26 protein-coding genes are annotated in these 25421 nt (G+C 63.0%); 11 read left to right on the top strand and 15 right to left on the bottom strand.

Translation table 11 applies throughout. From position 1 onward, the window contains the following. Nucleotides 1-36: 36 nt before the first annotated feature. Genes ntrC through dusB form a run of 3 tightly spaced genes read right to left on the bottom strand, consistent with a single transcriptional unit; the run spans nucleotide 37 to nucleotide 3544 of the window. Nucleotides 37-1485 (bottom strand): nitrogen regulation protein NR(I), encoded by a 1449-nt coding sequence (ntrC, locus tag LQ954_RS06715; protein WP_227770242.1) that lies wholly within the window; start codon nucleotides 1483-1485, stop codon nucleotides 37-39. After that, a complete protein-coding gene (locus tag LQ954_RS06710; protein WP_231022436.1) occupies nucleotides 1482-2546 on the bottom strand; it encodes a two-component system sensor histidine kinase NtrB in 1065 nt (354 codons plus the stop codon). Before LQ954_RS06710 ends, ntrC begins: the two co-directional genes overlap by 4 nt. Then, complete coding sequence (dusB, locus tag LQ954_RS06705) at nucleotides 2546-3544, bottom strand: tRNA dihydrouridine synthase DusB (RefSeq protein WP_231022435.1); 999 nt, start codon at nucleotides 3542-3544, stop codon at nucleotides 2546-2548. The genes LQ954_RS06710 and dusB overlap by 1 nt, the downstream gene beginning before the upstream one ends. An 82-nt stretch (nucleotides 3545-3626) precedes the next feature. Between dusB and LQ954_RS06700 the strand changes: the two genes are divergently transcribed. The 3 genes from LQ954_RS06700 to LQ954_RS06690 are packed head-to-tail and all read left to right on the top strand — an operon-like array spanning nucleotide 3627 to nucleotide 5802. Then, nucleotides 3627-4751, top strand: coding sequence for a bifunctional 2-C-methyl-D-erythritol 4-phosphate cytidylyltransferase/2-C-methyl-D-erythritol 2,4-cyclodiphosphate synthase (locus tag LQ954_RS06700; protein ID WP_231022434.1), 1125 nt, complete (start codon nucleotides 3627-3629; stop codon nucleotides 4749-4751). Next, nucleotides 4748-5278 carry a hypothetical protein gene (locus LQ954_RS06695; RefSeq protein ID WP_227770246.1) on the top strand — a complete coding sequence of 177 codons (531 nt, stop codon included), beginning with the start codon at nucleotides 4748-4750 and terminating at the stop codon, nucleotides 5276-5278. The genes LQ954_RS06700 and LQ954_RS06695 overlap by 4 nt, the downstream gene beginning before the upstream one ends. Beyond that, a complete protein-coding gene (locus LQ954_RS06690) occupies nucleotides 5275-5802 on the top strand; it encodes a CinA family protein (RefSeq protein ID WP_227770247.1) in 528 nt (175 codons plus the stop codon). Before LQ954_RS06695 ends, LQ954_RS06690 begins: the two co-directional genes overlap by 4 nt. Here the strand turns inward: LQ954_RS06690 and LQ954_RS06685 are convergent. Further along, the gene (locus LQ954_RS06685; protein WP_231022433.1) at nucleotides 5739-6221 is read right to left on the bottom strand and encodes a type II toxin-antitoxin system RatA family toxin; all 483 of its coding nucleotides are present in this window, start codon (nucleotides 6219-6221) and stop codon (nucleotides 5739-5741) included. The genes LQ954_RS06690 and LQ954_RS06685 overlap by 64 nt on opposite strands. Then, nucleotides 6208-7128 carry a lipoyl synthase gene (gene lipA, locus LQ954_RS06680; protein WP_231022432.1) on the bottom strand — a complete coding sequence of 307 codons (921 nt, stop codon included), beginning with the start codon at nucleotides 7126-7128 and terminating at the stop codon, nucleotides 6208-6210. Before lipA ends, LQ954_RS06685 begins: the two co-directional genes overlap by 14 nt. 55 nt (nucleotides 7129-7183) lie before the next feature. On the opposite strand from lipA, the gene LQ954_RS06675 reads away from it, so the two are divergent. Then, nucleotides 7184-7816 (top strand): carbonic anhydrase, encoded by a 633-nt coding sequence (locus LQ954_RS06675; RefSeq protein WP_231022431.1) that lies wholly within the window; start codon nucleotides 7184-7186, stop codon nucleotides 7814-7816. 50 nt (nucleotides 7817-7866) lie between these two features. Here the strand turns inward: LQ954_RS06675 and LQ954_RS06670 are convergent, their stop codons facing one another. Beyond that, entirely contained in the window at nucleotides 7867-8346 is a 480-nt protein-coding gene (locus LQ954_RS06670) for a DUF892 family protein (RefSeq protein WP_231022430.1), read from the bottom strand. Nucleotides 8347-8385: 39 nt separating this feature from the next. Further along, nucleotides 8386-10209, bottom strand: a complete 1824-nt coding sequence (gene aspS / locus LQ954_RS06665) for an aspartate--tRNA ligase (protein WP_231022429.1) — start codon at nucleotides 10207-10209, stop codon at nucleotides 8386-8388. 174 nt (nucleotides 10210-10383) lie between these two features. Between aspS and rnd the strand changes: the two genes are divergently transcribed. Beyond that, entirely contained in the window at nucleotides 10384-11559 is a 1176-nt protein-coding gene (gene rnd / locus LQ954_RS06660) for a ribonuclease D (protein WP_227770253.1), read from the top strand. Beyond that, nucleotides 11556-11837, top strand: a complete 282-nt coding sequence (locus LQ954_RS06655; protein ID WP_231022428.1) for an I78 family peptidase inhibitor — start codon at nucleotides 11556-11558, stop codon at nucleotides 11835-11837. The genes rnd and LQ954_RS06655 overlap by 4 nt, the downstream gene beginning before the upstream one ends. Nucleotides 11838-11854: 17 nt before the next feature. On the opposite strand, the gene LQ954_RS06650 is transcribed toward LQ954_RS06655, so the two are convergent. The 4 genes from LQ954_RS06650 to LQ954_RS06635 are packed head-to-tail and all read right to left on the bottom strand — an operon-like array spanning nucleotide 11855 to nucleotide 17342. Continuing rightward, nucleotides 11855-13312, bottom strand: a complete 1458-nt coding sequence (locus tag LQ954_RS06650) for a Ppx/GppA family phosphatase (protein ID WP_231022427.1) — start codon at nucleotides 13310-13312, stop codon at nucleotides 11855-11857. Nucleotides 13313-13316: 4 nt separating this feature from the next. After that, the gene (locus tag LQ954_RS06645; protein WP_231022426.1) at nucleotides 13317-15482 is read right to left on the bottom strand and encodes an RNA degradosome polyphosphate kinase; all 2166 of its coding nucleotides are present in this window, start codon (nucleotides 15480-15482) and stop codon (nucleotides 13317-13319) included. Continuing rightward, nucleotides 15482-16099, bottom strand: coding sequence for an HdaA/DnaA family protein (locus LQ954_RS06640; RefSeq protein WP_227770257.1), 618 nt, complete (start codon nucleotides 16097-16099; stop codon nucleotides 15482-15484). Before LQ954_RS06640 ends, LQ954_RS06645 begins: the two co-directional genes overlap by 1 nt. A gap of 10 nt (nucleotides 16100-16109) precedes the next feature. Continuing rightward, the gene (locus LQ954_RS06635; protein WP_231022425.1) at nucleotides 16110-17342 is read right to left on the bottom strand and encodes a heavy-metal-associated domain-containing protein; all 1233 of its coding nucleotides are present in this window, start codon (nucleotides 17340-17342) and stop codon (nucleotides 16110-16112) included. 64 nt (nucleotides 17343-17406) lie between these two features. On the opposite strand from LQ954_RS06635, the gene purM reads away from it, so the two are divergent. From purM to LQ954_RS06615, 4 genes are read left to right on the top strand one after another with little or no spacing between them, the layout of a single operon-like run. Then, nucleotides 17407-18498, top strand: coding sequence for a phosphoribosylformylglycinamidine cyclo-ligase (gene purM / locus LQ954_RS06630; protein ID WP_227770259.1), 1092 nt, complete (start codon nucleotides 17407-17409; stop codon nucleotides 18496-18498). Next, complete coding sequence (purN, locus tag LQ954_RS06625) at nucleotides 18495-19052, top strand: phosphoribosylglycinamide formyltransferase (RefSeq protein ID WP_231022424.1); 558 nt, start codon at nucleotides 18495-18497, stop codon at nucleotides 19050-19052. Before purM ends, purN begins: the two co-directional genes overlap by 4 nt. Further along, on the top strand, nucleotides 19037-19423 hold the full coding sequence (locus LQ954_RS06620; RefSeq protein ID WP_227770261.1) for an MmcQ/YjbR family DNA-binding protein: 387 nt from the start codon (nucleotides 19037-19039) through the stop codon (nucleotides 19421-19423). The genes purN and LQ954_RS06620 overlap by 16 nt, the downstream gene beginning before the upstream one ends. Beyond that, on the top strand, nucleotides 19420-20019 hold the full coding sequence (locus tag LQ954_RS06615) for a hypothetical protein (RefSeq protein WP_231022423.1): 600 nt from the start codon (nucleotides 19420-19422) through the stop codon (nucleotides 20017-20019). Before LQ954_RS06620 ends, LQ954_RS06615 begins: the two co-directional genes overlap by 4 nt. On the opposite strand, the gene LQ954_RS06610 is transcribed toward LQ954_RS06615, so the two are convergent. From LQ954_RS06610 to LQ954_RS06595, 4 genes are all read right to left on the bottom strand, one after another. Then, the gene (locus LQ954_RS06610) at nucleotides 20001-20525 is read right to left on the bottom strand and encodes a GNAT family N-acetyltransferase (RefSeq protein ID WP_231022422.1); all 525 of its coding nucleotides are present in this window, start codon (nucleotides 20523-20525) and stop codon (nucleotides 20001-20003) included. The two genes, LQ954_RS06615 and LQ954_RS06610, sit on opposite strands and share 19 nt — an antisense overlap. 4 nt (nucleotides 20526-20529) lie before the next feature. Next, nucleotides 20530-20952, bottom strand: a complete 423-nt coding sequence (ndk, locus tag LQ954_RS06605; RefSeq protein WP_046410620.1) for a nucleoside-diphosphate kinase — start codon at nucleotides 20950-20952, stop codon at nucleotides 20530-20532. Between the two features lie 91 nt (nucleotides 20953-21043). After that, nucleotides 21044-21484, bottom strand: coding sequence for a DNA polymerase III subunit chi (locus LQ954_RS06600; protein ID WP_227770265.1), 441 nt, complete (start codon nucleotides 21482-21484; stop codon nucleotides 21044-21046). Continuing rightward, the gene (locus LQ954_RS06595; RefSeq protein WP_227770266.1) at nucleotides 21484-22956 is read right to left on the bottom strand and encodes a leucyl aminopeptidase; all 1473 of its coding nucleotides are present in this window, start codon (nucleotides 22954-22956) and stop codon (nucleotides 21484-21486) included. The genes LQ954_RS06600 and LQ954_RS06595 overlap by 1 nt, the downstream gene beginning before the upstream one ends. Before the next feature lie 144 nt (nucleotides 22957-23100). Between LQ954_RS06595 and LQ954_RS06590 the strand changes: the two genes are divergently transcribed. Next, on the top strand, nucleotides 23101-25347 hold the full coding sequence (locus tag LQ954_RS06590; RefSeq protein WP_231022421.1) for an LPS-assembly protein LptD: 2247 nt from the start codon (nucleotides 23101-23103) through the stop codon (nucleotides 25345-25347). The last annotated feature ends 74 nt before the right edge of the window (nucleotides 25348-25421 follow it).

Below are 25421 nucleotides of genomic sequence, written 5' to 3'. Positions count from 1 at the left end.
CAAGAGTGTTGCAGAGAAAACACATATTTGAGGCGTTCACCGCAACTCTTGCGCAGGCGGTCGAGGCCCCGGATCGATGCCGAGCATGTCCAGGCGCTTGCGCAGGGTGTTGCGGTTGAGACCGATCGCACGGGCTGCGCGCAACTGGTTGCCCCCGTGGCGGGCCAGCATTGTCTCGATCAACGGCCGCTCAACTTCGGCGAGCAGCCGATCGTAGAGGGTTCCGTTATCCAGCGCGGTCGGTTCTAACCGCGCTAGTCGTTCGAGATAGGCACGCACTGCTGTGCTCAGCCTTTCGTCATCCGGCACCGGGCAGGCAACGTGCTGGCCAGAACCCAACATCGCGGCAAGCTCAGACGACGAGATCCGGTCATCACGGGACAGCGCCGCCAGACGCCGCATCAGGTTTTCGAGCTGCCTGACATTCCCGGGCCAATCGTGTTGCTCCAGTGCGCTTACTGCGTCCTCATCTAGGGTCTTGCGCGGCAGGCCAGACTCCGCGGCGCGCTCCAGGAAATGCCGCGCCAGCATGGCGATATCGCCCTTGCGCTCCCGCAGCGCGGGTAAAGCAATCGGCACCACGTTCAGGCGATAGTAGAGATCTTCACGGAACTGCCCGGTCGCGACGGCCTGCTGAAGATCCCGATTGGTGGCGGCAACGATGCGAACGTCGGCGCGTATCGTGCGGGCACCGCCCACGGTGGTAAATTCTCCCGATTGAAGAACGCGGAGAAGCCGCGTTTGCGCCTCTGTCGGCATGTCTCCAATCTCATCCAGGAACAGCGTTCCGCCTGCCGCTTGCTCAAATCGGCCAGCCGTGCGCTGGGCCGCACCCGTGAACGCCCCGCGCTCGTGGCCGAACAGCTCCGCTTCGATCAGTTCGCGCGGGATTGCCGCCATGTTGATCGCCACGAAGGGCGCCGTGCGACGGTGCCCAAGATCGTGGATCGCGCGAGCGACCAGTTCCTTTCCCGTCCCAGATTCACCGGACACGAGCACCGTGAGGTCGTTGGAAACCACCCGTGCGATCACGCGATAGACTTCCTGCATCGCGGGTGATCGCCCGATCAGGGGCAGGCTCTTATCCTCATCCTCTACTTGCGAGGGCAGGCTTGCGCCGCGTCGGCCCAGGGCGGCGGCAACCGTTCGTGTCAGAGTGTCGAGGTCAAACGGCTTGGGCAGGTAATCATAGGCCCCTGCTTCGTTCGCACGCACCGCTGTGGTCAAGGTGTTGCGCGCTGAAAGGACGATCACCGGCACCTCCGGTGACACCGCGTTCAGGCGTGCGGCTATCTCGATGCCGTCGCCGTCAGGAAGCACGACATCGGTTAGCAAGACGTCGGGTACGCTCTGCTGGAGCTCGCGGTCCAGATCGGCAACACTTGCTGCCGTTCTAACGCGGTGACCGGCACGGCGCAGCGCATGGGCGACCACCGTGCGGATCGCGTCGTCGTCATCGACGAGGAGAACGTTGCCGCCGCTCATCGCTGCGACGCTCTGGGCAGAAGGACGCGGAAAACGGTCTCGTTTGGCGTCCCCTCGCGCGAATATTGCACAATACCACCCATGTCGCGCACCAGCTTGTCGACCAGCGCCAATCCGAGCCCCTTCCCTTCGGGACGGCTAGACACAAACGGATCAAACAGGTGCTCCGCTATGTCTTCGGGTGCCCCCGGGCCGGTATCAACCACGCAGATCTCGATCGGCAAGGGGAGCCGGGGTCGGCCCGGTCCGGGCGCGATCGCCATGCCGTGGCGGTAAGAGGTCGTGAGTGTGATACGCCGCTCGCCGCGATCGCCCAAAGCAGTGGCCGCGTTCTTCATCAGGTTGAGCAGCACCTGAAGCAGCGCATCGCGATTTGCGAGCACCCGTGGAAGCGACGGATCGAACCGCTCTTCGATCGTGATCCCACGTGCGAAACCAGCCTGTGCCGCATCGCGCGCATGCGCAAGTAGCGGATAGATGTTCAGCGGCTCGACGACCAGCGGCCGGGTGTCCGTGAAATCCTCCATTCGATCGATAAGCGCAGCAACCCGATCGACCTCGTCAATCACCAGCTTCGTCATGACCTGCGCATCGACCCCATCAGCGATCAATTGAGCCGCGCCGCGAATGCTCGAGAGGGGATTTTTAATTTCATGGGCGAGCATGGCCGCTGCACCGACGGCCGAGCGCGCCGCCGCGGCACGATCTGCGGAGACGCCCAGCCGTCGGGAGCTTGCCGCATTGTGAAGCGTGATCATGCGCCAGCCGGGATGCTCAACCAACTCCACCGCGGCCAAGTCTACCCGAAGCCGATGGCCGCGAACCGTCTCGAGCGCCAGATCGAAAGCGGTAAACGCCCTTCCATCGTGCCCGACCGCTTCTTCCGGCAGCGCCAGAACGTCGCCAATCGATCGTCCCCGCATCGCGCGTTCCGACAGATTGAGGAGCAGTTCGCATTCTGCGTTTGCCTGAGCGATGCGACCTTCCGCATCAACAACCATCAGGGCAACCGGCAGTGCGCTCAGCAGTTCCGCCGCTTCGGGGCCCCGCCGCGTCAGCATCAGGCTGCCGCGCGGCTCCGATATGGCGCGTAAAAGTCCGCCAGCATTCGAAGCACGACCTTCGCGTCGGGCTCCTTATTTACCGCGTTGCGGAACTCCGCCGAACCGTGGATACCCTTTGTGTACCAGCCGATGTGCTTGCGGGCCATGTTGACGCCGGTGACCTCGCCATAATGGCTTAGCATCGCTTCATAATGTTCGACGATCAGGTGGTATTGCTCATCGAGAGAAGGCTCCGGCCGGACGGGTCGTCCTGCTAGCGCATCCATAACCTGGCCGAGCAACCACGGCCGGCCATAGGCACCGCGCCCGACCATCACGCCGTCTGCGCCCGATTGATCAAGGGCTTCACGGGCGTCATCAACCGAGCAGATATCGCCGTTGACGATGACGGGCACCGTAACCGCGTCCTTCACCCGGCGAACGAAGCTCCAGTCCGCCGAGCCCTTGTACATCTGGTTCCGCGTGCGCCCGTGCACGGTCACCATCTTCGCGCCCAGATCTTCGGCGATGCGGGCAAGCTCCGGCGCGTTCAGGCTGTCGTGGCACCAGCCCATGCGCATCTTCACTGTCACCGGTGCCGCGACTGCTTTCACCACGGCATCGATGATGGCGCCAGCGTTCTTGAGGTCGCGCATCAGCGCCGAGCCGGCGTCGCCGCTCGTAACCTTACGGACCGGGCATCCCATGTTGATGTCGATGATCGCTGCACCCTTTTCTTCAGCCAGCTTCGCTGCCTCGGCCATTTCGTGCGGCGTGCAGCCGACCAGTTGCATGGAGACAGGCTCTTCCGAAAGGTGCCAAGCCGCCTTCTGGATGGACTGGCGCGTCTCCCGGATCGCAGCCTGACTCGCGATCATCTCCGTGACATTAAGGCCCGAGCCATAGCGGCGCACCAATGTGCGGAATGGCTGATCGGTAACACCGGTCATCGGCGCCAGTACCACCGGCTCATCGATCCGGACGGGGCCAATCTGAATGGGAGCGAGCGTGCGCATCAATCGTTTGCCTGAAAAACAGGCAGGTAAGCGATGATGGCAGCGCTGGCAAGGCGGCTCTGATCCCGCTACGGCCGCGACGATGAAGACCGTTGCGCTGATTGTGGCTGCTGGCAAGGGTGAGCGCACGGGCGGCACGCTGCCCAAGCAATTCACCCTTCTGGCGGGCCGACCGATGCTTGCCTGGAGCTATGCTTCTCTGTCCGCCCACCCGGCTATCGATGACGTGCTCGTCGCGATCGGCGACGGTCAGGAGCCGCTCCTTGGCTCGGCGTTGCCTTCCGCCCGCTTTGTTTTAGGTGGTGCGACACGTCGAGAGTCTGTGAGGCGTGGCGTGGAGGGGATCGGACAAGCCGATCGGATCCTGATTCATGATGCCGCGCGGCCGTTCCTGAGTGCCAAGGTCATCGACCGGCTTCTCGCGGCGCTCGACCAGGCCGATGGCGCAGTTCCGGTGCTCCCCGTGGCCGACACGTTGGTGACTGCCGACGGCGTGAACGTTCCGCGCGACGGGATTTCGCGCGTACAGACGCCGCAGGCGTTCCGCTTCGATGCGCTTCGCCGTGCTCACGTGGAATGGACGGGTAGCGAACCTACTGACGACGCGCAGATGGTTCGCACGCTTGGCGGATCGGTAACACTGGTGCAGGGCGACGCCATGCTAGAAAAGGTAACCTGGCCTGCTGATTTCGCGGCTGCAGAGGCGCGGATCGGGTGGGACACACGGTCGGCGACCGGCTTTGACGTGCATCGTCTGGCGGACGGAGAAGAGCTCTGGCTGGGCGGCGTACGGATTCCTCATACGCAGGGACTTTCCGGCCACAGCGATGCTGATGTGGCCCTCCATGCGCTCACTGATGCGGTGCTGGGGACCATCGCAGAAGGCGACATCGGGCTCCACTTCCCGCCCAGTGATCCGAAATGGCGAGGCGCAGAGTCCGGCCAATTCCTGCGCCACGCTGCATCCTTGGTTGAAGCACGGGGCGGCCAAATCATCTTCGTCGATGTCACGATCATTTGCGAGGCGCCCAAGATCGGGCCGTATCGTGAAGCGATACGCAACCGGATCGCGGAACTTCTGCGGCTTTCAACCGATCGCGTCAGCGTGAAGGCGACTACAACAGAGCGACTGGGCTTCACCGGCCGGGGGGAAGGCATCGCAACCCAAGCCGTGGCTACCGTCCGCCTGCCCGGAGTGCAGCCATGAAGCGTTTGCTTGCTGCAGTTGCCCTGCTCGCTTTTCCCAGCGCAGCACTCGCCCAGACGCCATGCCTCACCCGCGCAGAGGCAGAGGCCGTGACGCTGGTCGCCCTGCCCGATATCATACTGGAGACCGGACGGGTTTGTACCACCCTTCCCGCCTCGAGTCTGGTCCGCCGGACGTCCGGCCCGTTCATCAGCCGCTACCAGGCAGAGGCAGATCGCGCTTGGCCAACCGCACGTGGAGCTATCGCCAAACTCAGTGATCCGCGCGTGTCGATGCTGCTGCTTCAGTCGGACTACGCGCGGCCATTGATCACGTCGCTCATCGCGCCCCAAATCGTTGGACGGGTTCAGACATCCGACTGCGGCACCATTGACCGGTTGATGACACTGCTGGAGCCGCTACCGGCCCGGAACATCGCGGGGATTGTTGTGGCCAGCCTACAGCATCTTAAAGCCGAGAAGGCTCGTGGTACTGCGGCCCTTCGCGAGGTGCCCGACCTCCCTGTTTGCCCGGCGCCCGGCCGATGAGCGATAGCCTTCTTCCGGAAGCGCTGATTGCTTCGGCTACACGCGTCATCGCAGCGAATCGGGCGGCAGGACGCCGTGTCGCTGTGGCCGAAAGTTGCACGGGTGGGCTCGTCGCTGCCGCGCTGACGGAGGTGCCAGGGTCTTCTGACGTGCTGGAAGCCTCGATCGTCAGCTACGCAAATGAAGCGAAAATGGGGCTCCTCCACGTGTCCCAGGACGTGATTGAAACATTCGGCGCAGTTTCGATCGCCACGGCCTGGAGCATGGCGCAGGGCGCTCTGGAAGTAACCGGCGCAGATGTCGCCGTTGCGATTACCGGGATCGCCGGCCCGGGCGGCGGCAGTGAGAAGAAACCGGTGGGTACCGTGGTGTTCGCTCGCGCCGAAAAGGGCGGTGACCCCGCCAATGTTGTGGCGGACCGGCGCGAGTTCGGAGATCTCGGTCGCGCCGGGATCCGGCTTCAGGCGGCGCTATGCGCGCTCGATTTGCTGATGCCGCCCTCTGAGGAGCCTTCGGACCCGTAGAGCTTCCGTGCACGCTCCTCGAAAGCCCCAATCATCTTGCGGAGGGCCATGGTGAAGACCTGGCCCGCTAGCATTTCGAACATGCGGTTCTTGAACTGAAAGTCGACGGTGAAGTCCACCAGGCACCCGTCGCCATCAGGCCGAAAACGCCACTCATTGTGCAAGTACTTCAGCGGCCCGTCCACGTAGTCGACGTGGATCCGCTCCGGCCGCTGCTTCTCCACGCGCGACGTGAACGTCTCTCGCAACCCTTTGAAGCCCACAATCATGTCGGCCACGGTTTCTTCGGGTGCATCGCGGCGCACCCGCATGGCGATGACCCAAGGAAGGAAGTCCTGATATGCCTTCACGTCCGCCACCAGATCGAACATCTGCTCCGGCGTGTAGGGCATCGCCCGGGTCTCGCTATGCTTTGGCAAGCTGGGCCTCGCGCGCTGCGCGCAGTTTCGCGAAATCGTCACCGGCGTGATAGCTCGACCGGGTCAGCGGTGACGAAGCCACCAGCAAAAAGCCTTTGGCGCGGGCGATTGCGGCATATGCGTCAAACGCCTTGGGTGTGACGAACTCCGCCACTTTGGCATGGCGAGGCGTCGGCTGCAGATATTGGCCCATCGTCAGGAAATCGATGTCGGCGGAACGCATGTCGTCCATCACCTGATGAATCTCCAGGCGCTCTTCGCCAAGTCCGAGCATCACACCGGATTTCGTAAAGATCGAAGGATCATGGCGCTTCACGCTCTCCAGCAGGCGGAGCGAGGCATAGTACCGTGCGCCGGGACGGATGGTCGGGTACAGCCGCGGTACTGTTTCCAAATTGTGGTTGTAGACGTCAGGCCGCGCCGCAACGATCGACTCTACCGCTGCCTGGGTCTTGTTGCGGAAATCCGGAGTCAGGATCTCGATGGTTGTAGTCGGCGTGTTCCGGCGAAGTGCCTCAATCACCTTGACGAACTGCGATGCGCCGCCGTCCGGCAGATCGTCACGATCGACGGACGTGATCACAATATGCTGTAAGCCCATCTCGGCAGCGGCGACCGCAACATGCTCCGGCTCGAGCGGGTCAACCGCACGTGGCATACCGGTCTTCACGTTGCAGAAGGCGCACGCTCGCGTGCAGGTGTCGCCCAGGATCATCACCGTGGCGTGCTTCTTGGTCCAGCATTCACCGATGTTCGGGCACGCCGCCTCCTCGCACACCGTGGCCAGGTTCAGCCGCCGCATCAGCTGCTTCGTTTCGGCAAAGCCGACCGATGTCGGCGCCTTGACGCGGATCCAATCGGGTTTGCGGGCGCGTTCTGGCCGGGCGAGCGGGATAATCTCGGTCATGTCGCGGCGCGAGATAGCGACTGCCACGGCTTGAAACAACGCGTATAGGGCAAACATGACCGTCTTCTCCGATCTTGTCGCTGGCTACGGCCGTTTCCGGGAACATGGCTGGGCAGAAGAGCGCGAACGCTGGGCGCACCTTGCGGAGGGACAGTCTCCCAAGGTGATGGTGATTGCCTGTTCGGACAGCCGTACGGATCCGGCGACCGTTTTCGATACATCGCCGGGCGAGATCTTCGTTGTCCGAAACGTGGCCAATCTCGTTCCGCCGTTCGAAATCGGCGGGGGCCGTCACGGCGTGTCTGCCGCACTGGAATTCGCGGTGACTCAGCTTAAGGTCGAGGAAGTCGTGGTCATGGGTCATGGCATGTGCGGCGGTGTTCACGCCTCCTTGACCAAGCGCTTCGCCGAGGCTGACCCAGGTGAAGGCGGCTTCATCGCCCGCTGGATCAACCTACTCGATGAGGCACGAGACCGCGTGACTACCGAGCACGGCCACGGTGAGGACGCAGTTCGCGCGTTGGAGCTGGAGACGGTTCGGGTCAGCCTCGCCAACCTCCGCACCTTCCCGTTCGTTCAGGACGCGGAAGCCGTGGGACAGTTGACGCTGCATGGTGCGTGGTTCTCGATCCGCGAGGGCGTGCTCTGGGTAATGGACGAGAAGGGAGAATTCTCGCCGGCCAGCTAAGAGTCGAAAAGGGTCATCTCATTAGCAGCAAGGACGATGCCTCCGCCGGCTCAGGCCACCGGAACCTGGCCGCCGATAGTCGCGAGCAAACGGGCGAGACGGGCCTCGATCGCCCGATCTTCGGCATGATTTGCCGATAGCGCCGGCAGCATGGCGGGTGATTCGCTGCCGGCCAGTGCCATTGCTGTCTCGATGGATACGATTTCAGCCGCCTTTGCCTTGCGCAGCGCACCGATCAACGCGGTGTCGAGAATGGCGCCGCTCTGGTGGCTACGCGCGTCGCGCTCCGCGTCATCAAGGATGCCGCTCATCCACAGATTGGCGGGTGCACCCGCAAGGTCCGCTATTCCGTCGAGCCGGGCGGCGTGGCGCCGGGCATTGGCGCGATCACGCTCGATCACGTCCTGAAGGCTGGGGTCGGACGCTGTCTCGGCCAGCGGCAACAATCGCTCGATCAGCAATTGCTTGCCGGCGCGCAGATCCTGGAGGGCGACGTGGAGCAAGGCGGCGCGCGATGCGGTCAGCGACATGCTGACTTAGCGCATGCGTCGCCGCCGAGTTCCCCCAGTTTAGCCCGCGTCGGGCGCTACTGCCTTGGTGACGTCACTCGGCTGCTCGGCAGTCACACGGATGTTGAGCTCGCGCAGCTGCTTTGCGGTGGCGAAGTTCGGTGCCCCCATCATCAGGTCTTCGGCCTTCTGAGTCATGGGGAAGACGATGACCTCACGGATGTTCGGCTCGTCCGCCAACAGCATCACGATGCGATCGACTCCCGGTGCCGAACCGCCGTGCGGCGGCGCGCCGAACTTGAACGCGTTGATCATGCCCGCGAAGTTTGTGTCGACATCCTGCTGGCTGTAGCCCGCGATCTCGAACGCCTTGTACATGATCTCGGGACGGTGGTTCCGGATCGCGCCCGACGACAGCTCGATGCCGTTGCACACGATGTCGTACTGATAGGCGAGGATATCGAGTGGATCCTTGCTCTCCAGCGCCTCCAGTTCGCCCTGCGGCATGCTGAAGGGGTTATGACTGAAGTCGATCTTCTTCGCGTCCTCGTCATATTCGAACATCGGGAAGTCTACGATCCAGCAGAACTCGAAACGGTTCTTGTCGATGAGGTCGAGCTGCTCGGCGATACGGGTACGGGCAAGACCAGCCAGCTTCGCCGCCTGCGCTTCCTTGCCGGCAGCGAAGAACACGCCATCATCCGGACCGAGCCCGAGTGCTTCTGCCAGCTCGCGCATGCCCACGTCGCCGTGGTTCTTGGCAATCGGGCCGCCGAACTCGCCACCCTTGCGCGTGGCATAGCCCAGGCCAGCGAAGCCCTCGGATTGCGCCCATGCGTTCATATCGTCGAAGAACTTGCGGCTCTTGTCTGCGGTATTCGGCGCAGGAATTGCCCGCACCACGTCGCCCGCCTCAACGATCGAGGCGAAGCGCCCGAAGCCTGAACCAGAGAAGAAGCCGCTGACGTCTGAGATGACCAGGGGATTGCGCAGATCCGGCTTGTCATTGCCGTATTTCAGCATCGACTCCCGATACGGGATGCGCTTGAACGGCAGCGGGCTGACGGTGCGCCCCTTGTTCTGCCAGTTGGCGAATTCCTCGAATACGCCGTGGAGCACTGGCTCAATGGCTGCAAACACGTCTTCCTGAGTGACGTAGCTCATTTCGAAGTCGAGCTGGTAGAACTCGCCCGGTGAACGATCGGCGCGAGCATCCTCGTCACGGAAACACGGCGCGATCTGGAAGTAGCGATCAAAGCCAGCCACCATCAGCAGCTGCTTGAACATCTGCGGCGCCTGCGGGAGGGCGTAGAACTTGCCCGGGTGAACGCGGCTGGGAACAAGGTAGTCGCGCGCGCCTTCCGGGGACGACGCGGTGAGGATCGGCGTCTGGAACTCAGTGAAGCCTTGATCCACCATGCGACGGCGGATCGACGCAATCACGCTGGAGCGCAGCATGATGTTAGCGTGGAGCTTTTCACGACGCAGATCGAGGAAGCGGTAGCGAAGGCGAATGTCCTCCGGATATTCCTGCTCGCCGGCGACCGGCATCGGCAGTTCCTGAGCGGCACTCTGCACCGTCACGCCGCGTGCGAAGACCTCGATCTCGCCTGTCGCGAGGTTTGGGTTCACCGTTCCCTCGGCACGCGCCTTCACCACCCCGTCAATAGTGATAACCGATTCGACGCGGAGCGTTTCCAGGATCGGCAGCGCCGGCGAATCGGTGTCGGCGACGATCTGAGTGATCCCATAATGATCACGCAGGTCGACAAAGAGCACGCCGCCGTGATCGCGCTTGCGGTGGATCCACCCTGACAGGCGAACCTCAGAGCCGACCTCAGAGGCGGTGAGCGCGGCGCAAGTGTGCGAACGATAAGCGTGCATGTCTCGTTTCTCTCGTCACCCCAGCGAAGGCTGGGGTATCGTGCAGCAAGGGTGGCGCTCTCCGCCGCGAAGCGCCAACAGATGTCGGTACAACGGGCGAGGCGATGGCTCGCGCCCCTCCCCTTCCATACCCTCTTTGTCAACCCGCACGCTCGGGTCTATGGGGCGCGGCTTATGCATGTTCACCCGCTAATCACCGACAGCGCCACACTTGCCAATCTGTGCGCCCGTCTCGCCGACGCCCCCTTCGTGTGCGTCGATACCGAGTTCATGCGGGAGAATACCTACTGGCCGGAACTATGCCTGATCCAGATCGCCGACACAGAGGAAGCGGCCGCGATTGATCCGAAAGCGCCCGATCTTGATCTGCAGCCGTTGCTGGATCTCCTCGTGAACAACGAGGATGTCCTGAAGGTCTTCCATGCCGGCGGACAGGACATAGAGATCATCTACAATCTGACCGGCAAGACGCCGCATCCAATGTTTGACACCCAGGTTGCAGCGATGGCGCTGGGGCAAGGGGAGCAGATCGGCTATTCCAACCTGGTCGACAGCTGGCTCGGTATTCAGGTCGACAAGGGCGCACGCTTTACGGACTGGTCACGCCGTCCGCTGGATCAGCGGCAGGTTGATTATGCAATTGGCGACGTAACCCACCTGTCTAAGATATTCCCTCGCATGTTGGACCGCCTGAAGAAAACTGGGCGCGGTCAGTGGCTGGATCAAGAGATGGAGCGGATTTCCGACCCCGCCAATTACGCCAACGATCCCGACCTCGCTTGGAAGCGAGTCCGTATTTCCGGGCGGCGGGCTGACGTTCTCGGCCGGCTAAAGGCCATTGCCCGCTGGCGCGAGGTTGAGGCGCGCGCCAAGGATCTGCCGCGCGGACGCATCGTGAAGGATGAAACGATCGCTGACCTCGCAGGACATCCTCCTCGCAAGCAGGGAGACCTCGCCAAGGTGCGCGGACTTTCGGCGACGTGGGCGTCGAACGACATCGGCAAGCGATTGTTGGCGGCGATCGAGTCCGCAGAGCCGTTGTCGGCTGACGAGATGCCTCCGCGCGAAGACCGCAAGCCGGGCCTGGGCAAGGATGGCGCGTTGGTCGCTGACCTCCTCAAGCTCCTGCTGAAGATCCGCGCTCGTGACATCGATGTCGCGCCGCGGCTGCTGGCGCGTAGCGAGGAGCTTGAAGCGCTCGCAGCCGGGCAGCGTGGTCAGCTGGCGATCCTCGAAGGCTGGCGCTTCGATCAATTCGGGCGCGACGCGCTCGATCTTGTCGAAGGGCGGCTTGGCTTTGCTGTGGTGGGTGGAAAGCTCAAGATGACCAGAACGGAGGATGCTGCATGAAGGCGATCGTGGCCGCCGCGGTGGCGTTGGCAGGATGCACTACGATGGACACTGCTCTCCCTACGGCGCCCTCGCAGGGGCGGTGCAATGCGGCTAATGTCCAGGATTTCGTCGGAAAGGCACTGACAGCTCACCAAGCAGAGGCAAAGCAGCGCGCCGGCGCCGCGATCGTGCGCAGCTACGAAACCGGTTCGCCCTTGACGATGGACTACCGGGAGGACCGCTTGAACATCGAAACGAACGCCGCGGGCACGATCGTCAAGCTATCCTGCGGCTAAGTAGCCGGCAACGGCGCCTAGCGGCGTTGGCTGATCCGCACCTGGAGGCCAAGCGCCGCGCCTAGCGCTTTCAACCGCTTTTCCACGACCTCTCCGCTCAATGCGAGGTCGCCGTCGTCGAAGATCAGCTCGATCTCATTTGCGCCGCGCCGCACCCCGGTCCGGTGAAGCGGACCCGCGACTCCCCCGGACAGACGCTGGGCCAGACGTATGGCTAAGCCCCAGGAGGTGGCTGTCGCGATGTCTTTTGGGCTCGCGAGCAACGGGATCGGGTCTGCATACGGCGCCTGCGCGCCCAGGCTTGCTGCAAGGGCTGCTGCCATCATCGCCCGTCCGCGCGCATCGGTCCCCACCCAGTTGCCATGCAGTGCGGTCTCGATGCCGAGTTCGACGCGAAATTCCGGATTAGCTCTCCAACTCGTGTCGGCAAGCAGGCAGGCGGCATGGCGCAGTCGCGAATCGCCATGCGGCTCTCCCTGGAACAGGGGTGTGATCCACCGGTTCAGGAGATCGCCATGTTCGGGGAAGCGCCCAAGTTGTCTTCCCTCGTCTCGCGCAGCCACGACCAGCGGGTCCAAGCCCGCTTCTTCCGGAGACAAGCGCTCGTACAGCAGTCCTTCACGCAGTCCGAACGCCGAGACAACTGTCCCTGAGCAGCCGAGCACTGGTAGAATAGCGCTAAGCAGGTCCGCAGCGGCACTCAGCGTTGGAACTCGTCCGGTGGAAAGGTTTGGCACTGCCTTGAACCAAGGCTTGTCGAGCGCCGGCAGCTTGCGACTTAGCAGGTCGATGCGTGACGCGGGCATGGTGTAACCATGCAGCACCGGTAGCGGATACCCGCGATCATGGATGTCCACGCGCGCCAGCGAGCGCCAGGATCCTCCGACGAGATAAAGCGGCTTACCGTACCCGAGACCGCGCCAGCCGGCATCGTCGAGAATACGTTCCACCCTGCGAGCGAAGCTGCCTTTGCCCCTCAGGCCGGCGAGGCGGAGGACTCCCAAAGGGAAAGACACATGCTCATGGACCTGCCCCCCGGCAATCCGCACCAGCTCCAGGCTGCCGCCGCCGAGATCCCCGACGATCCCGTCCGCCTCAGGCATGGCCGACAGCACTCCGAACCCGGCCGCTTTTGCCTCCTGCTCACCCGATAGCAGTTCGACGGAAAGCCCGAGTCGTTCCGCAACGCTGATCAGGCCCGCGCCATTAGTCGCGTCGCGCACCGCTGCCGTGGCGACGGTGCGAACATCATCGCACGCCATTTGCTGGACCAGCGCACTGAAGCGCTGAAGCGCAGCGCCTGCCAAATTCATTGCCGTGCTGTCGATCGTGCCCGTTTCTGCAAGGCTGCGACCGAGTCCCGCAAGAACCTTCTCGTTGAAGAGGATGGCAGGCAGGCGCGGCGGCCCCTGGTAAACAACCAATCGGATCGAATTCGACCCGATGTCGATGATGGCAGTACGCTTGCCGTCCACTCGATCAGCCCCGCAGTGACAGTTTCGGCACGGCGCCGCCTTCGGCAAGCGCGGCGCCGCGGCCGGAAAGCGATGGGTTAGTCATGAAGTACCGGTGCAAGTTGAATGGTTTGTCACCGGGCGGGGTGCGCATGTAGGTGCCGTCGGCATATAGGTCCCAGCTCTGCTCGGTGTCGATCAGATTGGCGAGCATCACTTGGTCCAGCACTTGATCATGAACGGTTCCGCTTTCCAGCGGCAGCATATATTCTACCCGGCGGTCAAAATTGCGCGGCATCCAGTCCGCCGAAGAAATGTACACACGCGCATCGTCGTTCGGGAGCGGCGCACCGTTGCCGAACACGGCAATACGGCTGTGTTCGAGGAAACGGCCAACGATTGATTTCACCCGTATGTTCTCGGACAAACCCGGGATCCGCGGACGCAGACAGCAGATACCACGGATCACCAAATCGATTTGAACACCCGCGCCGCTGGCTTCGTACAGCTTCTCGATGATTGAGGGGTCCACGAGGCTGTTCATCTTGGCCCAGATCGTCGCCGGTCGCCCGGCGCGGGCGTGCTGGATCTCGGCATCGATCTCCTCGATCAATCGGGTTCGCAGCGAACGGGGCGACAGCACGAGCCGTTCCATATCGTCCGGCTCGACGTAGCCGGTGATGTAGTTGAACATCCGGGCTGCATCTCTACCGGTGGCAGGATTGGCGGTGAAGAAGCTGAGATCAGTGTATATTTTGGCGGTGATCGGGTGATAGTTACCCGTGCCGAAGTGACAGTAGGTGCGGAACTGCCCAGCCTCCCGCCGCACGACCATTGAAACCTTTGCGTGGGTTTTCCAGTCGATAAACCCATACACCACTTGAACGCCCGCCCTTTCCAGTGCGGAGGCCCAGAGCAGGTTCTGCTCCTCGTCGAAGCGCGCCTTCAACTCCACGATTGCGGTGACGGACTTACCTGCTTCGGCAGCCTGGATCAGCGCGTTGATAACAGCCGATTGCTTGCCCGCACGGTAGAGCGTCTGCTTGATTGCCACCACATCCGGATCAGCGGCCGCCTGCTTCAGGAAGGCGAGCACCACGTCGAAGGTCTCATATGGGTGATGGACGATAATGTCTTTCGCGCTAATCGCCGCGAAGCAATCGCCTCCAAACTCGCGAATTCGCTCCGGAAATCGAGGGGTGAACGGGACGAATTTGAGGTCCGGGCGATCCTCTTCAACGATCTGGTCCAAGTCGCCGATGCCGAGAAACGATCCGGATTCGGTCACCAGTGCCTGTTCGCCAAGCTCGTCCCGCAACGCCTTGGCGAGGGAAGGAGGCATGCCGCTTTCCAGTTCCAGCCTTATGACACGGCCCCGCCGCCGGCGCTTGATGGCATTGGCGAAGTAGCGGACCAGATCCTCTGCCTCTTCCTCGATCTCGATATCGCTATCCCGCAGCACCCGAAACTCGGCGGCTCCCTCAACTCGGTAGCCCGGGAAAAGCATGGCGGAAAACCGCTTGATCATTGATTCTACGGCAACGTAGCGCGCCGGAATGCCAGGCAGGCGGACGAAGCGCGACATCCCGTTCGGCACCATGACGAGCTCGCGAATGGGCTCCTCATCGGATATGCGGATGAGGTCGAACATGACCGCAAGGCCCTTGTTCGGCATGAACGGGAACGGATGTGCCGGATCAAGCGCCTGCGGCGTGATAACCGGGAAAATCTGCTCGCGAAAATGAGTTTCCAGCCATCCGATCTCGTCCCGGGAGAGCATCGCGTCTATCCGGCTCGATCCGAATACCTGAATGCCAGTATCACCAAGCGCGTGCCGTATTTCCCGCCACACTGTTTCCTGGCTGGCAAGCAGCGCGTCTGCTTCTGCGGTGATTGCGCCAAGCTGTTGCGATGGCGTCAGTCCGTCCGCCGAACGCGCGTCCACATCAAGCAGCTGCTGCCCCTTGAGCCCCGCCACTCGGACCATGAAAAACTCGTCTAGGTTTGATCCGGAGATCGAGAGGAACCGTAGCCGCTCAAGCAACGGATGCACCGGATTCCGGGCTTCTTCCAAGACGCGGCGATTGAACGCCAGCCAGGATAGTTCGCGATTGAAGTAGCGATCGGTCCCCCGCTCCTCGAACGGATCGTCATCGGAATCGAGACGAGCTTGGCGGACAGATCGGTTCATCATGGCTCCGGCGGTGTCGTGATCAACGCCGCTGCCGCGAGCGTTGTCCTTGCCAGAGGAATGGACAGCCGCTTCCGACGTTCCATCACCTCCTGATCAAGGGCATCGACGCAACGTATGACGGCCAGATGACTCCGCTCGATCCTGGCCACCAGCCACTCGATCAGATCGGGTCTGGCATCCAGGCTGCGGCGGGTGAACTCGCGCTCCAGCAGTGCACGCATCAGGATGTCATCGGGGGGACCGATCTCAGCCAGCGGCGTTGCCGACAGCCGGGAGCGCAGGTCGGGCAACTGCAAATCCCAGCTTGGAGGCGCGACGTCCGCGACCAGCAGAAGCGGCCGGCGTTGCTCCTGCGCCCGATTCCACGCGTGGAACAGTTCGGTTTCCGGCCGGCCGGGCGCGTCATCAATGATGGTGCCACCGCTCTTCGCCGCGAAGATACGCGCGAGCAGACTACGTCCCGATTTCCGCGGTCCCACGAGCAGCGAGGTCATCACCGGCCACGTCGCCCAGCGATCCAGTGCATGCACTGCCCGCTCGTTCGAGGGAGAAACCACAAATTCTTCGTCGCGCGGATCAGCGGGCCAGACCAGTGGCAGCGCGATCTGGCTCATCGTTCGGCCATCATCCAGCTGTGGAATTGTCTGGCACGAGATCGGGAGGCAGCAGTCGTGGCGCGCGACGAATCCGAATCGTTGTGCCGGATCCGAACACCTGCCACCCGCGCGCCTCCAGCGCTGCCTTGAGAGCGTCCGGCGTACCTGTGAAGCCCACCGTCATCACCGATACACCGCCCAGTGCCAGGCTGCTGGTGGTCGCGGAAGAGACCCCTGGCACTGCACGCAGGGCCGCCTCACCGGCCGTCACGGCCGCTACCCCAGGAGTGTCGAACTGAACGGAGACGGACACCACGGGCTGCGCCGGCACGTCGGTCACCAGCGTCTCGCCGGCTTCGTCATCGTCGACCGGCACTTCACTTGGCGGCACATAGGACAGGCCGGGATCACTGCGCAGGTATCCGGCCCGCAATGCCGACTGGTACGTCTCGTCGAGACGCTTCACGCCTGCATCCAGCAGTGCCGGGACGCCGGAGACGCTGCCGACCCGCAGCGTGAATTGGGACAGCAGGCGATTGTCCGGTCCCTGGCGCGCCTGGAAGACGCCGATCACCGGCCCGCCCGGCCATTGGCGGTACAGTTTGACGGTTGGGATCAGCACGTCCGTCCCGCCATATTGATCCAGCACCGCGCGCCACCAACCGCGCCCAGGGCGCTGCGTCTGCCCCAGGTTCAGCAGCAGCGGATCAGGACCGCTGCCCGTTGGCCGAATATAATCGATCGAACTTCCGCCGGTCCGGTACCTGGCCCAGGCCTCCTGCCAAAGGGTCCGCTGTTCAAACCCTGTTGCCACGCCGCCTGACCATACGATCGGGATCACCACCATTGGCGGCGACCGCAACACATAGTTGGAGATGCCAAGGATTGCGCCCGCCCGATTGCGATCGAACAGCACACCCAGCGTCGCCACGTAGCGCTTCGGCCCGATCTGTTCGTTTTCTACGACGATGCCGGTGACGATCGAGTCCAGGGTCGAATCGGGCACCAATCCCCTGCCCGCCCCAAGCCGCTTCGAAAGCTGAAGCCACGCCTTGCGCTGCGCTACCCGCCACCCGCCTAGCCGTGCGCTGTCGGCATCTTTCGCTGCGACATCGACGCGTACGCCGGAAACTTCATAGTCGCTGGAGCTATCTACCGGGGCCACGCCCCGGCCGCTGCCCTCGATCTGGGCGATGCTGACGCCTGCCCCGAGCATGAGCGCCACGGCAGCAGGAACAAGGAACAAAGGCTTCAGGCGCATAAGCTGGCCTCTTTTGGCGAAGCAGGCGTGGAAATCCAAGCGCGTTGTGGCTAGGCGGCACCACATGAGCGAAAGCGGGTACACTTACGAGCAGGCCGGCGTGTCGATCGCGGCGGGAAATGCATTAGTGCGGGCGATCGCGCCCCTGGCACGGGCGACGCGGCGCAAGGGGGCTGATGCCGACCTTGGCGGCTTCGGCGGATTCTTCGATCTGAAGGCTGCCGGCTTCACCGATCCGCTCCTGGTCGCCGCCAATGACGGTGTCGGCACCAAGTTGAAGCTGGCGATCGAGCATGACCGGCACGATGGCGTCGGCATTGATCTTGTCGCCATGTGTGCAAACGATCTGATTGTTCAGGGCGCGGAGCCGCTGTTTTTCCTCGACTATTATGCATCCGGGAAGCTCGACGGTGCCGTTGCCGAGCGCGTTATCGCGTCCATTGCTGACGGGTGCCGGATCGCCGGTTGCGCGTTGATCGGCGGCGAAACAGCAGAAATGCCGGGCATGTACGCGGACGGCGACTATGACCTTGCCGGCTTTTGCGTGGGCGCGGTCGAGCGCGATCGTGTGTTGACCGGCAGCGGGATCGCCGCAGGCGACGTCATTCTCGGTATGGCCTCGTCCGGCGTGCACTCGAACGGCTTTTCGCTGGTTCGACGGCTTGCCGCTGACAAGGGCTGGAAACTGGATCGGCCTGCGCTCTTCGATCCGGAAGTGCTGTTGATCGAGGCGCTGATGGCCCCGACTCGCATTTACGTGAAGAGCCTTCTCCCGCTCCTCGGAGCGGGGCGGATCAAGGGGCTGGCACATATTACCGGCGGCGGCCTGCTGGAGAACATCCCGCGCGTGCTTCCGGCTGAGGCGCATGCGCGGGTCGACGCGGATGCGTGGCCGCAACCACGATTGATGGCCTTTCTTCAGGCTCAGGGCGCGATCGAGCCCGAAGAAATGGCCCGCACCTTCAACTGCGGCATCGGCATGGCGGTGGTGGTGGCCGCCGACCAGGCGGATACCGTCGTCGCCGAACTCGAAGCGGCCGGTGAGCAGGTGTTCCGCATCGGCGCCATCGAATCAGGCCAGCGCGGTTGCACCGTTTCCGGTTCAGCCGAGACGTGGAGCGCGCGGGCACCCTGGACCGCCACGCACAACGCATGACGGCCAAGCTGGGCATATTGATCTCCGGTCGGGGATCGAACATGCAGTCGCTCGTTACCCATGCAGGTGCAGCCTACGAAGTTGTGGTCGTAGCCTCAGACCGTCCGACGGCACCGGGTCTCGCCTGGGCGCTTGAACATGGCATTCCCACTTTTGCCTTGTCGCCCAAGGACGTTGGGCGGGCGACGTATGAGGTCGCACTTGATGCAGCTCTGCGGGCAGCTGGCGCGGAATATCTGGCGCTGGCCGGCTACATGCGCTTGTTGTCCGACGAATTTGTTGCCCGATGGCGCAATCGGATCATCAATATCCACCCCTCGCTACTTCCCAAGTACAAGGGGCTCGATACCCACGCGCGTGCTATCGCAGCGGGCGATACGGTGGCGGGCTGTTCCGTGCATGTGGTGACGGAGGAACTGGATGGCGGAGAGGTGCTGCGTCAGGCAGAGGTGCCGATCCTCCCTGACGATACACCACAGACCCTCGCGGCGCGCGTGCTGGCCGAGGAGCATCGCCTCTATCCACGCGTTCTAGCCGAATGGTTGAGTCGGTAGAAGCTGTCGAGCAGGCGCTTGCTCGCGTGCGTGCGATCGCGCTTGAGCTGCCTGAAGCTGCGGAGCGCCTGTCGCATGGCGCCCCCGGCTTCCACATCGTGAAGGGCAAGTTCTTTGCCTACTTCTCGCACGATCACCACCGCAGCGGGGAGACAGCCGTTCTCGTAAAAACAAGCGGCGCGGAGGAACAGGGAATGCTGATCGAGGCGGATCCGGACCTCTATTACAAGCCGCCCTATCTCGGCCCGTCCGGCTGGATCGCCATACGCGTGGCCGCGCCGGGCACCGATTGGGATCATGTGGCAGACCGGATTGCGGCAAGCTGGGAAATGGTCGCTCCTCGCCGCCTGCTGGAGATGGGCGGACGGTGAACGATGTTCCTGATCAACCGAAGACGCGTCGTCGCCTGGTGACGCTTCCCGAGATGGTTGCGGTACTTGGGCTCGTGGTGGGCGCCCTCACCCTCGGCCTGAATTGGAGCGAGAAGCGAGAGGCGGCGGAGGAAAAGGCCGCAGCTGCCGCAGCCGCCGGAGCCGCGAAGGTCCGTCTCAGCCTCGATGCAGACCTGGCAAGTGGCGGGCAGGAGATCCGGCTCTCGGACGCGCGGCATGAGCTGATCGATACGGCTGTCGATTTTCCCGCCGCGCTGCGGATCGAACGGCAAACCCCTGCCACAGCGCGAATCGATCGTCACTGGTTCGAACGAGCCGTGCTGGGGGCGACCGACGGTGGAGCGGACGATCGCGAAGGTCGTCTGCCTGTCTTGGTCACGGCTCGCTATATGGTGGGAGACTCGCCGCGCGAGGGACGCGCCATTGTCGAGATAATCTGGCGCACGCATGGCCGCCTGGTTGGCGGGCGAACGCTGACGATCGAGGCCGTGCGGGTGCGTGAATCCGGGGGCGACCGCAAGCGGATTAACGCCTTGTGGGCGGCGGAAATGAGGAGTCAGAGATCCCGAGCGTAGATCACGTCGTCATACCAGCCCGCGCCAACATTGAACCGCCGCGTACCGGCAAGCACGAAGCCTTCACGTTCATAGAAGGTGCGCGCCCGGACGTTGGTGCTCAGCACCCCCAGCAGCACGCGCTTCGCGCCAAGCGCCGCCGCATCGGCTAGGGCCAGCGCCATAAGCCGGTGGCCCAAGCCGGTGCCGCGGGCGACGGACAGCGTATAGATGCGACGCAGCTCAATATCGCCGGGTAGCACGTCCATGGGAAGATCCGGGCTGGTCAGCACTGAATAGCCGACCGGCGCCTCGCCAACGGGATGTTCCGCTATCGTCACTACGGTGGCAGGATCACCAGCCCAGCCAGCGAACTTCTCGGGCGAGCTATTTCGCGCGCAATGCGCAACGATATCGCTCCCGGGCAGGATGCCGGCAAACGTTTCTAGAAAACTGGCGGCCGCCACCATTGCTACCGCCGACGCATCCGCCGAAGCGGCGCGGCGCAGCCGCCAGTCATATGTCATCGGATCAGCCGACGATCTCTTCGGGCTTGAAGAAATAGGCGATTTCGATCGCCGCATTCTCGTCGGAATCCGAACCATGCACCGAATTCGCCTCGATCGACTCGGCCAGCTCCTTGCGGATCGTGCCGGGTGCTGCGTTCTCGGGGTTGGTGGCGCCCATGATGTCACGGTTGCGCTGCACGGCGTTTTCGCCCTCCAGCACCTGCACAACCACCGGACCGGAGATCATGAAGGAAACCAGGTCGTTGAAGAACGGACGCTCCTTGTGGACGGCATAGAAGCCTTCGGCCTGCTCCTTGGTCATCTGGATGCGCTTGGAAGCGACGACGCGCAGGCCGGCTTCCTCCAGCATCTTGGTAACGGCGCCGGTCAGGTTGCGGCGGGTCGCATCGGGCTTGATGATCGAGAAAGTACGATTGGCGGCCATGATGGTCGCTTGCTCCTGTGTTTGTAATGCTGGAAACTGCCGCGCCGTTAGCGGGGCGAAGAGTGAAGCGCAACCGCCCGCCGGACCGGGCCTAAGCCGCTTGTTCCCACCGCCCGTCCTCGTTCTGCTTCCAATAGCGACGCTCCACCCCGTCACGCCCGGCCAGTGCTTTCCATGCCGACCGCGCGGCTGCGATCCGGTCTTCGTCGAAGAAATGAAACGCCCGGTCGAACACTAGCGCTTCGTCCCTCCACTCTCCATCGACCAAGGCGATGTGACGCGCGGCATTGGCAGCATTGACGTCCGCCGCGATCAGGATCGGCTGGCTCGCATCGTCTGCTGCGCCCAGGCACGCATGAGGAAGGAAGCTCTCCGGCGCATATTCCCAAAGAAGCTTGTCGATCGCCGCGCGCTGACCTTCGTCAGCTGCGACGATCAACAGCCGCTGTGCGCTGACGAGCACGCGTTCCGCGATCCGCGGCAACACGCGCTCGATAGGCATCAGGGTCAGGTGATAGAAGTCGACCTGCATTAGCCTTCGAAGTTGCTCGCGACAAAAGCGTCGAGCAGCCGCACACCATAGCCGGTCGCGCCCTTGCCCCATGTGGGGCCGTCCTTGTCGGACCAGACGGTCCCGGCGATGTCGAGGTGCGCCCAGCGAACGTCATCCTCGACAAAGCGCTTGATGAACTGCGCCGCGGTGATCGAGCCGCCACCCCGCGGTCCGACATTCTTCATATCGGCAATGGGGCTATCGATCAGCTTGTCGTACGCTGTTCCCAATGGAAAGCGCCACAGCTGGTCACCGCTCGCCTTGCCTGCCGCGAGCAATTGATCCGCCAGGCCGTCATCGTTGGCGAACAGCCCGGCCTGCTCGTTGCCCAGGCTGATGATCATTGCCCCGGTCAGCGTCGCGAGATCAACGATCGTCTTCACCTTGTACGTACGCTGCACCCAGGTGACGCAATCGCAGAGCACCAGCCGTCCTTCGGCGTCAGTGTTGATCACCTCGATCGTCTGACCTGACATGGACGTCACTACGTCGCCCGGACGCTGGGCATTGCCGTCAGGCATGTTCTCGACAAGGCCCATGACGCCGATGACATTGGCCTTCGCCTTGCGAAGCGCCAGCGCCTTCATCGCACCGGCCACCGCGCCTGCCCCGCCCATGTCCCACTTCATGTCTTCCATGCCGGCGGCGGGCTTGATCGAGATGCCGCCCGTATCGAACGTCACGCCCTTGCCCACAAGCGCCAACGCAGGATCACCCTCGCCCGCACCGTTCCAGCGCAACGCAAGGATGCGCGGCGCCCGACGCGAGCCCTGCGCCACGCCCAGCAGCGCTCCCATACCCAGTTCACGCATGGCGGGCTCGTCCAGCACCGTTACTTCCAAGCCGAGACCTTCCGTCTCCTTGGTGACGATCTCAACGAAGCTCTCGGGGTAAAGAACGTTCGGCGGCAGTGTCACCAGCGTCTTCGTGAGGGCGAGGCCCTGCGTCGCCGCATCGCGGATCGACCATTCGCTATCTGTTCCTTCCGGCGCCCCGACAATCGTCACGTCGGTAAGCGACGGCTTTGCCTCCTCGGACAGCTTCGTGCGGTAAACGTCATAACGCCAAGAGCGCTGCGCAATTGCAGCCGCCAGCCGGGCTGCGGCCGTGGCACTTGCGCCGGTGTCCGAAAGATCAACCGTCGCCGCCTTGACCCCTGAGGTGAGCAGCCTCGCAGTCAACGCGCCGCCCGCCCGTTCGTAGCTGGCGTCGTCACCCTCGCCGACACCCAGGAGAAGGATGCGGGTGGCTCCCTGCCCAGCGGCAACATACGCTTCCGCGACGCTGCCTGGCTCACCGGCAAAGCGCTGTCCGGCCGCGGCTGCAGCCACGATCGCCCGAGCTGATTCGTCCAGCCCTGCAGGCGAGAGCGATCCAGCGCTCGCCTTGGTGACCGGCAGCGCCAGAACCGGCGCTTCTGCTGGGCGGCTGGCAGCAAAGGTTACGTTCATGGTTGTTCCTCTTGTTTCGCCATGCAGATAGGCATTCCACCCGCCGGTGGCAAAGCGTTGCGCCGGGCGCCTTCGATGCGATAGGGCCGATGGCTGACGCGCCATCAGGCGGCGAAAAGGGGTTCAAGCTTTGCGAGTAAGCGAGTGACGCGTCTCGACCTTCTGGCAAGCTGCGCGTTTTCGGTGGCATTGCTTTCCGGGACAGCCGCCGCGCAGGATCTTCAGGACCGGCCGGTGCCACCGCCTGCACCGGAGGTCGCGACCGATCCGGCGCCAGGCGCGGCCGACGACCAGGTGAATTTCAGCGCTGGTACGCTCGAATATGATTATGAAGGCGATGTCGTTACGGCCACCGGGGACGTGCGCATGTTCCGTTCTGGCCAGCGGCTGCGCGCCGACAAGGTCGTGTGGGACCGCAAGACTGGGAAGGTCGTGGCGACCGGCAACATCGCGGTCACCAATCCCGAGGGCGACACCGCCTATGGCGATTCGATCGAGCTGACCGATTCGCTGAAAGACGGATTGGTCGACAACATGCTTGTCGTACTCGAGCGTGGCGGCCGGCTCGCGGCGGATCGCGGAACGCGGTTCGAGGACGGCACCATTTCCCTTGAGCGCGCCGCCTATACGGCCTGTTCGGTCGTCGATTCTGATGGTTGCCCGAAGGAACCGACGTGGAAGGTGACAGCGGTTAAAGTCACCTACCGACCGGACCGTGAGCGCGTGTATTATACCGGCGGTCAGGTCCACCTGTTCGGACTGCCATCCATCCCGCTTCCGAAATTCTCACATCCGATCGGCGAAGGCACCGCAAGCGGCCTCCTGACTCCGAACGTCCGCTATGATCGCGTGAATGGGTTTGAGGTCGCGACGCCTTACCTCTTCCGTCTGGCGCCCAATCGGAAGCTGACGGTGACGCCGCACGTCTATTCGGCGGTCTTGCCAATGCTGGAAACCAATTACGAGCACCTGAACGAACTGGGTGCGTTCAGCATCACCGGCTTCGGAACCGTGAGCCGCCGTAGCGATGATCTGTCGAGTGGCTTCACCTCATCGACCGAGCAAGCGTTCCGCGGTTATCTCGACGGCGTCGGCCGGTTTCAGCTGGACGAAAACTGGAGCCTTTCCGGATCGCTTCGCCTGGCTACGGACCGGACTTTCCTGCGCCGTTATGACATTTCGAAGGCCGATCGTCTGCGGACGACCTTCGCGCTCGAACGGATCGATCAGAACAGCTATTTCTCGCTTGCGGGCTGGGCAACACAGACGTTGCGTGTCGGCGAACGTCAGGGTTTGCAGCCGGTCGCCCTGCCGGAGCTCGATTATCGACGCCGCGTCAGCGAAGGCTTGTTGGGCGGCACCCTTCAGTTTCAGTTGAATACGCTGGCCCTCGGCCGCAAGGCTGGCCAGGACACCCAGAGAGCCTTCGCCAGTGCACGCTGGGATCTGCGCCGCCTCACGAACTGGGGACAGGAAGTCACGTTCACGGCCTTTGCGCGAGCGGATGCCTACAACACCAACGATACCGCTGCGACCAACATTGCCAGCTACCGCGGTATCGAAGGCTTTCAGTCGCGGGGCATCGGGTCCGTGGCAGTAGACGTTCGCTGGCCGTTCGTGGGGGCGTTCCTAAGCGGCACGCAGCGTATCACGCCGCGGCTGCAGATCGTCGCCTCCCCGAAAATTGAGAACTTGGAGCTTCCGAATGAGGATGCCCGCGCGATCGATCTTGAGGATTCGAACTTGTTCGCGCTGAACCGGTTCGCGGGCTACGATCGTTGGGAGGATTCATCCCGCGCTACCTACGGCATCGAATATAATCTCGATCTGCCAGGGCTCAGCATCGCCACCAACATCGGCCAAAGCTATCGTCTGAACAATCGCGCGACCATCCTGCCATCCGGAACTGGGCTCAGCGATCGCTTTTCTGACATCGTTGGTCGAACGAACATTCGCTTCCGCGACTTTCTGTCTCTCACGCACCGCTACCGCCTGGACAAGGATGGGCTTGCGGTGCGCCGGAACGAGATCGACGCAACAGTAGGTTCGCGCGATACTTATCTTCTGGTTGGCTATCTACGGCTGAACCGCGATATTGACGAGCTTGAGGATCTGCAGGATCGAGAGGAAATCCGCGTCGGTGGTCGCGTACAGTTCGCGCGCTTCTGGTCGGCCTTCGCATCAGGCCTGATCGATCTCACCGACCGTACTGACGACGTATTCTCGCTCTCCGATGGGTTCGATCCCATCCGGCACCGGCTTGGCGTGCAATATGAGGACGATTGTCTGACACTCGGCGTTACCTGGCGGCAGGATTATCGCACCACGGGCGACGCCCGCCGCGGCAGCAGCTTCCTATTGACGCTGGCGTTCAAGAACCTCGGGCGCTAAGCCTCGGTTCAGCTACATGAATGCAGTGCCGGGTCGGCAGCAACGGCGCGCAGAATGGGATTCCTGAACGAGTG

The sequence above is a fragment of the Sphingomonas sp. IC-11 genome, from assembly GCF_021043365.1.
In the GTDB taxonomy this organism is placed as follows: Bacteria; Pseudomonadota; Alphaproteobacteria; order Sphingomonadales; family Sphingomonadaceae; genus Sphingomonas.
Note: the sequence above shows the minus strand (reverse complement) of the source record. Positions and strands in the feature narration are given on the sequence as shown.

Coding starts and splice junctions, on each gene's coding strand:
- LQ954_RS06645 (WP_231022426.1), bottom strand. CDS start 15,482: ATGAACCGATCTGTCCGCCAAGCTCGTCTCGATTCCGATGACGATCCG.
- lipA (WP_231022432.1), bottom strand. CDS start 7,128: ATGACCGAGATTATCCCGCTCGCCCGGCCAGAACGCGCCCGCAAACCC.
- LQ954_RS06610 (WP_231022422.1), bottom strand. CDS start 20,525: ATGACATATGACTGGCGGCTGCGCCGCGCCGCTTCGGCGGATGCGTCG.
- LQ954_RS06675 (WP_231022431.1), top strand. CDS start 7,184: ATGACCGTCTTCTCCGATCTTGTCGCTGGCTACGGCCGTTTCCGGGAA.
- LQ954_RS06700 (WP_231022434.1), top strand. CDS start 3,627: ATGAAGACCGTTGCGCTGATTGTGGCTGCTGGCAAGGGTGAGCGCACG.
- LQ954_RS06655 (WP_231022428.1), top strand. CDS start 11,556: ATGAAGGCGATCGTGGCCGCCGCGGTGGCGTTGGCAGGATGCACTACG.
- LQ954_RS06640 (WP_227770257.1), bottom strand. CDS start 16,099: ATGAGCCAGATCGCGCTGCCACTGGTCTGGCCCGCTGATCCGCGCGAC.
- LQ954_RS06690 (WP_227770247.1), top strand. CDS start 5,275: ATGAGCGATAGCCTTCTTCCGGAAGCGCTGATTGCTTCGGCTACACGC.
- LQ954_RS06670 (WP_231022430.1), bottom strand. CDS start 8,346: ATGTCGCTGACCGCATCGCGCGCCGCCTTGCTCCACGTCGCCCTCCAG.
- LQ954_RS06710 (WP_231022436.1), bottom strand. CDS start 2,546: ATGCTGACGCGGCGGGGCCCCGAAGCGGCGGAACTGCTGAGCGCACTG.
- dusB (WP_231022435.1), bottom strand. CDS start 3,544: ATGCGCACGCTCGCTCCCATTCAGATTGGCCCCGTCCGGATCGATGAG.
- ntrC (WP_227770242.1), bottom strand. CDS start 1,485: ATGAGCGGCGGCAACGTTCTCCTCGTCGATGACGACGACGCGATCCGC.
- LQ954_RS06595 (WP_227770266.1), bottom strand. CDS start 22,956: ATGAACGTAACCTTTGCTGCCAGCCGCCCAGCAGAAGCGCCGGTTCTG.
- ndk (WP_046410620.1), bottom strand. CDS start 20,952: ATGGCCGCCAATCGTACTTTCTCGATCATCAAGCCCGATGCGACCCGC.
- purN (WP_231022424.1), top strand. CDS start 18,495: ATGACGGCCAAGCTGGGCATATTGATCTCCGGTCGGGGATCGAACATG.
- purM (WP_227770259.1), top strand. CDS start 17,407: ATGAGCGAAAGCGGGTACACTTACGAGCAGGCCGGCGTGTCGATCGCG.
- rnd (WP_227770253.1), top strand. CDS start 10,384: ATGCATGTTCACCCGCTAATCACCGACAGCGCCACACTTGCCAATCTG.
- LQ954_RS06635 (WP_231022425.1), bottom strand. CDS start 17,342: ATGCGCCTGAAGCCTTTGTTCCTTGTTCCTGCTGCCGTGGCGCTCATG.
- LQ954_RS06600 (WP_227770265.1), bottom strand. CDS start 21,484: ATGCAGGTCGACTTCTATCACCTGACCCTGATGCCTATCGAGCGCGTG.
- LQ954_RS06620 (WP_227770261.1), top strand. CDS start 19,037: ATGGTTGAGTCGGTAGAAGCTGTCGAGCAGGCGCTTGCTCGCGTGCGT.
- LQ954_RS06695 (WP_227770246.1), top strand. CDS start 4,748: ATGAAGCGTTTGCTTGCTGCAGTTGCCCTGCTCGCTTTTCCCAGCGCA.
- aspS (WP_231022429.1), bottom strand. CDS start 10,209: ATGCACGCTTATCGTTCGCACACTTGCGCCGCGCTCACCGCCTCTGAG.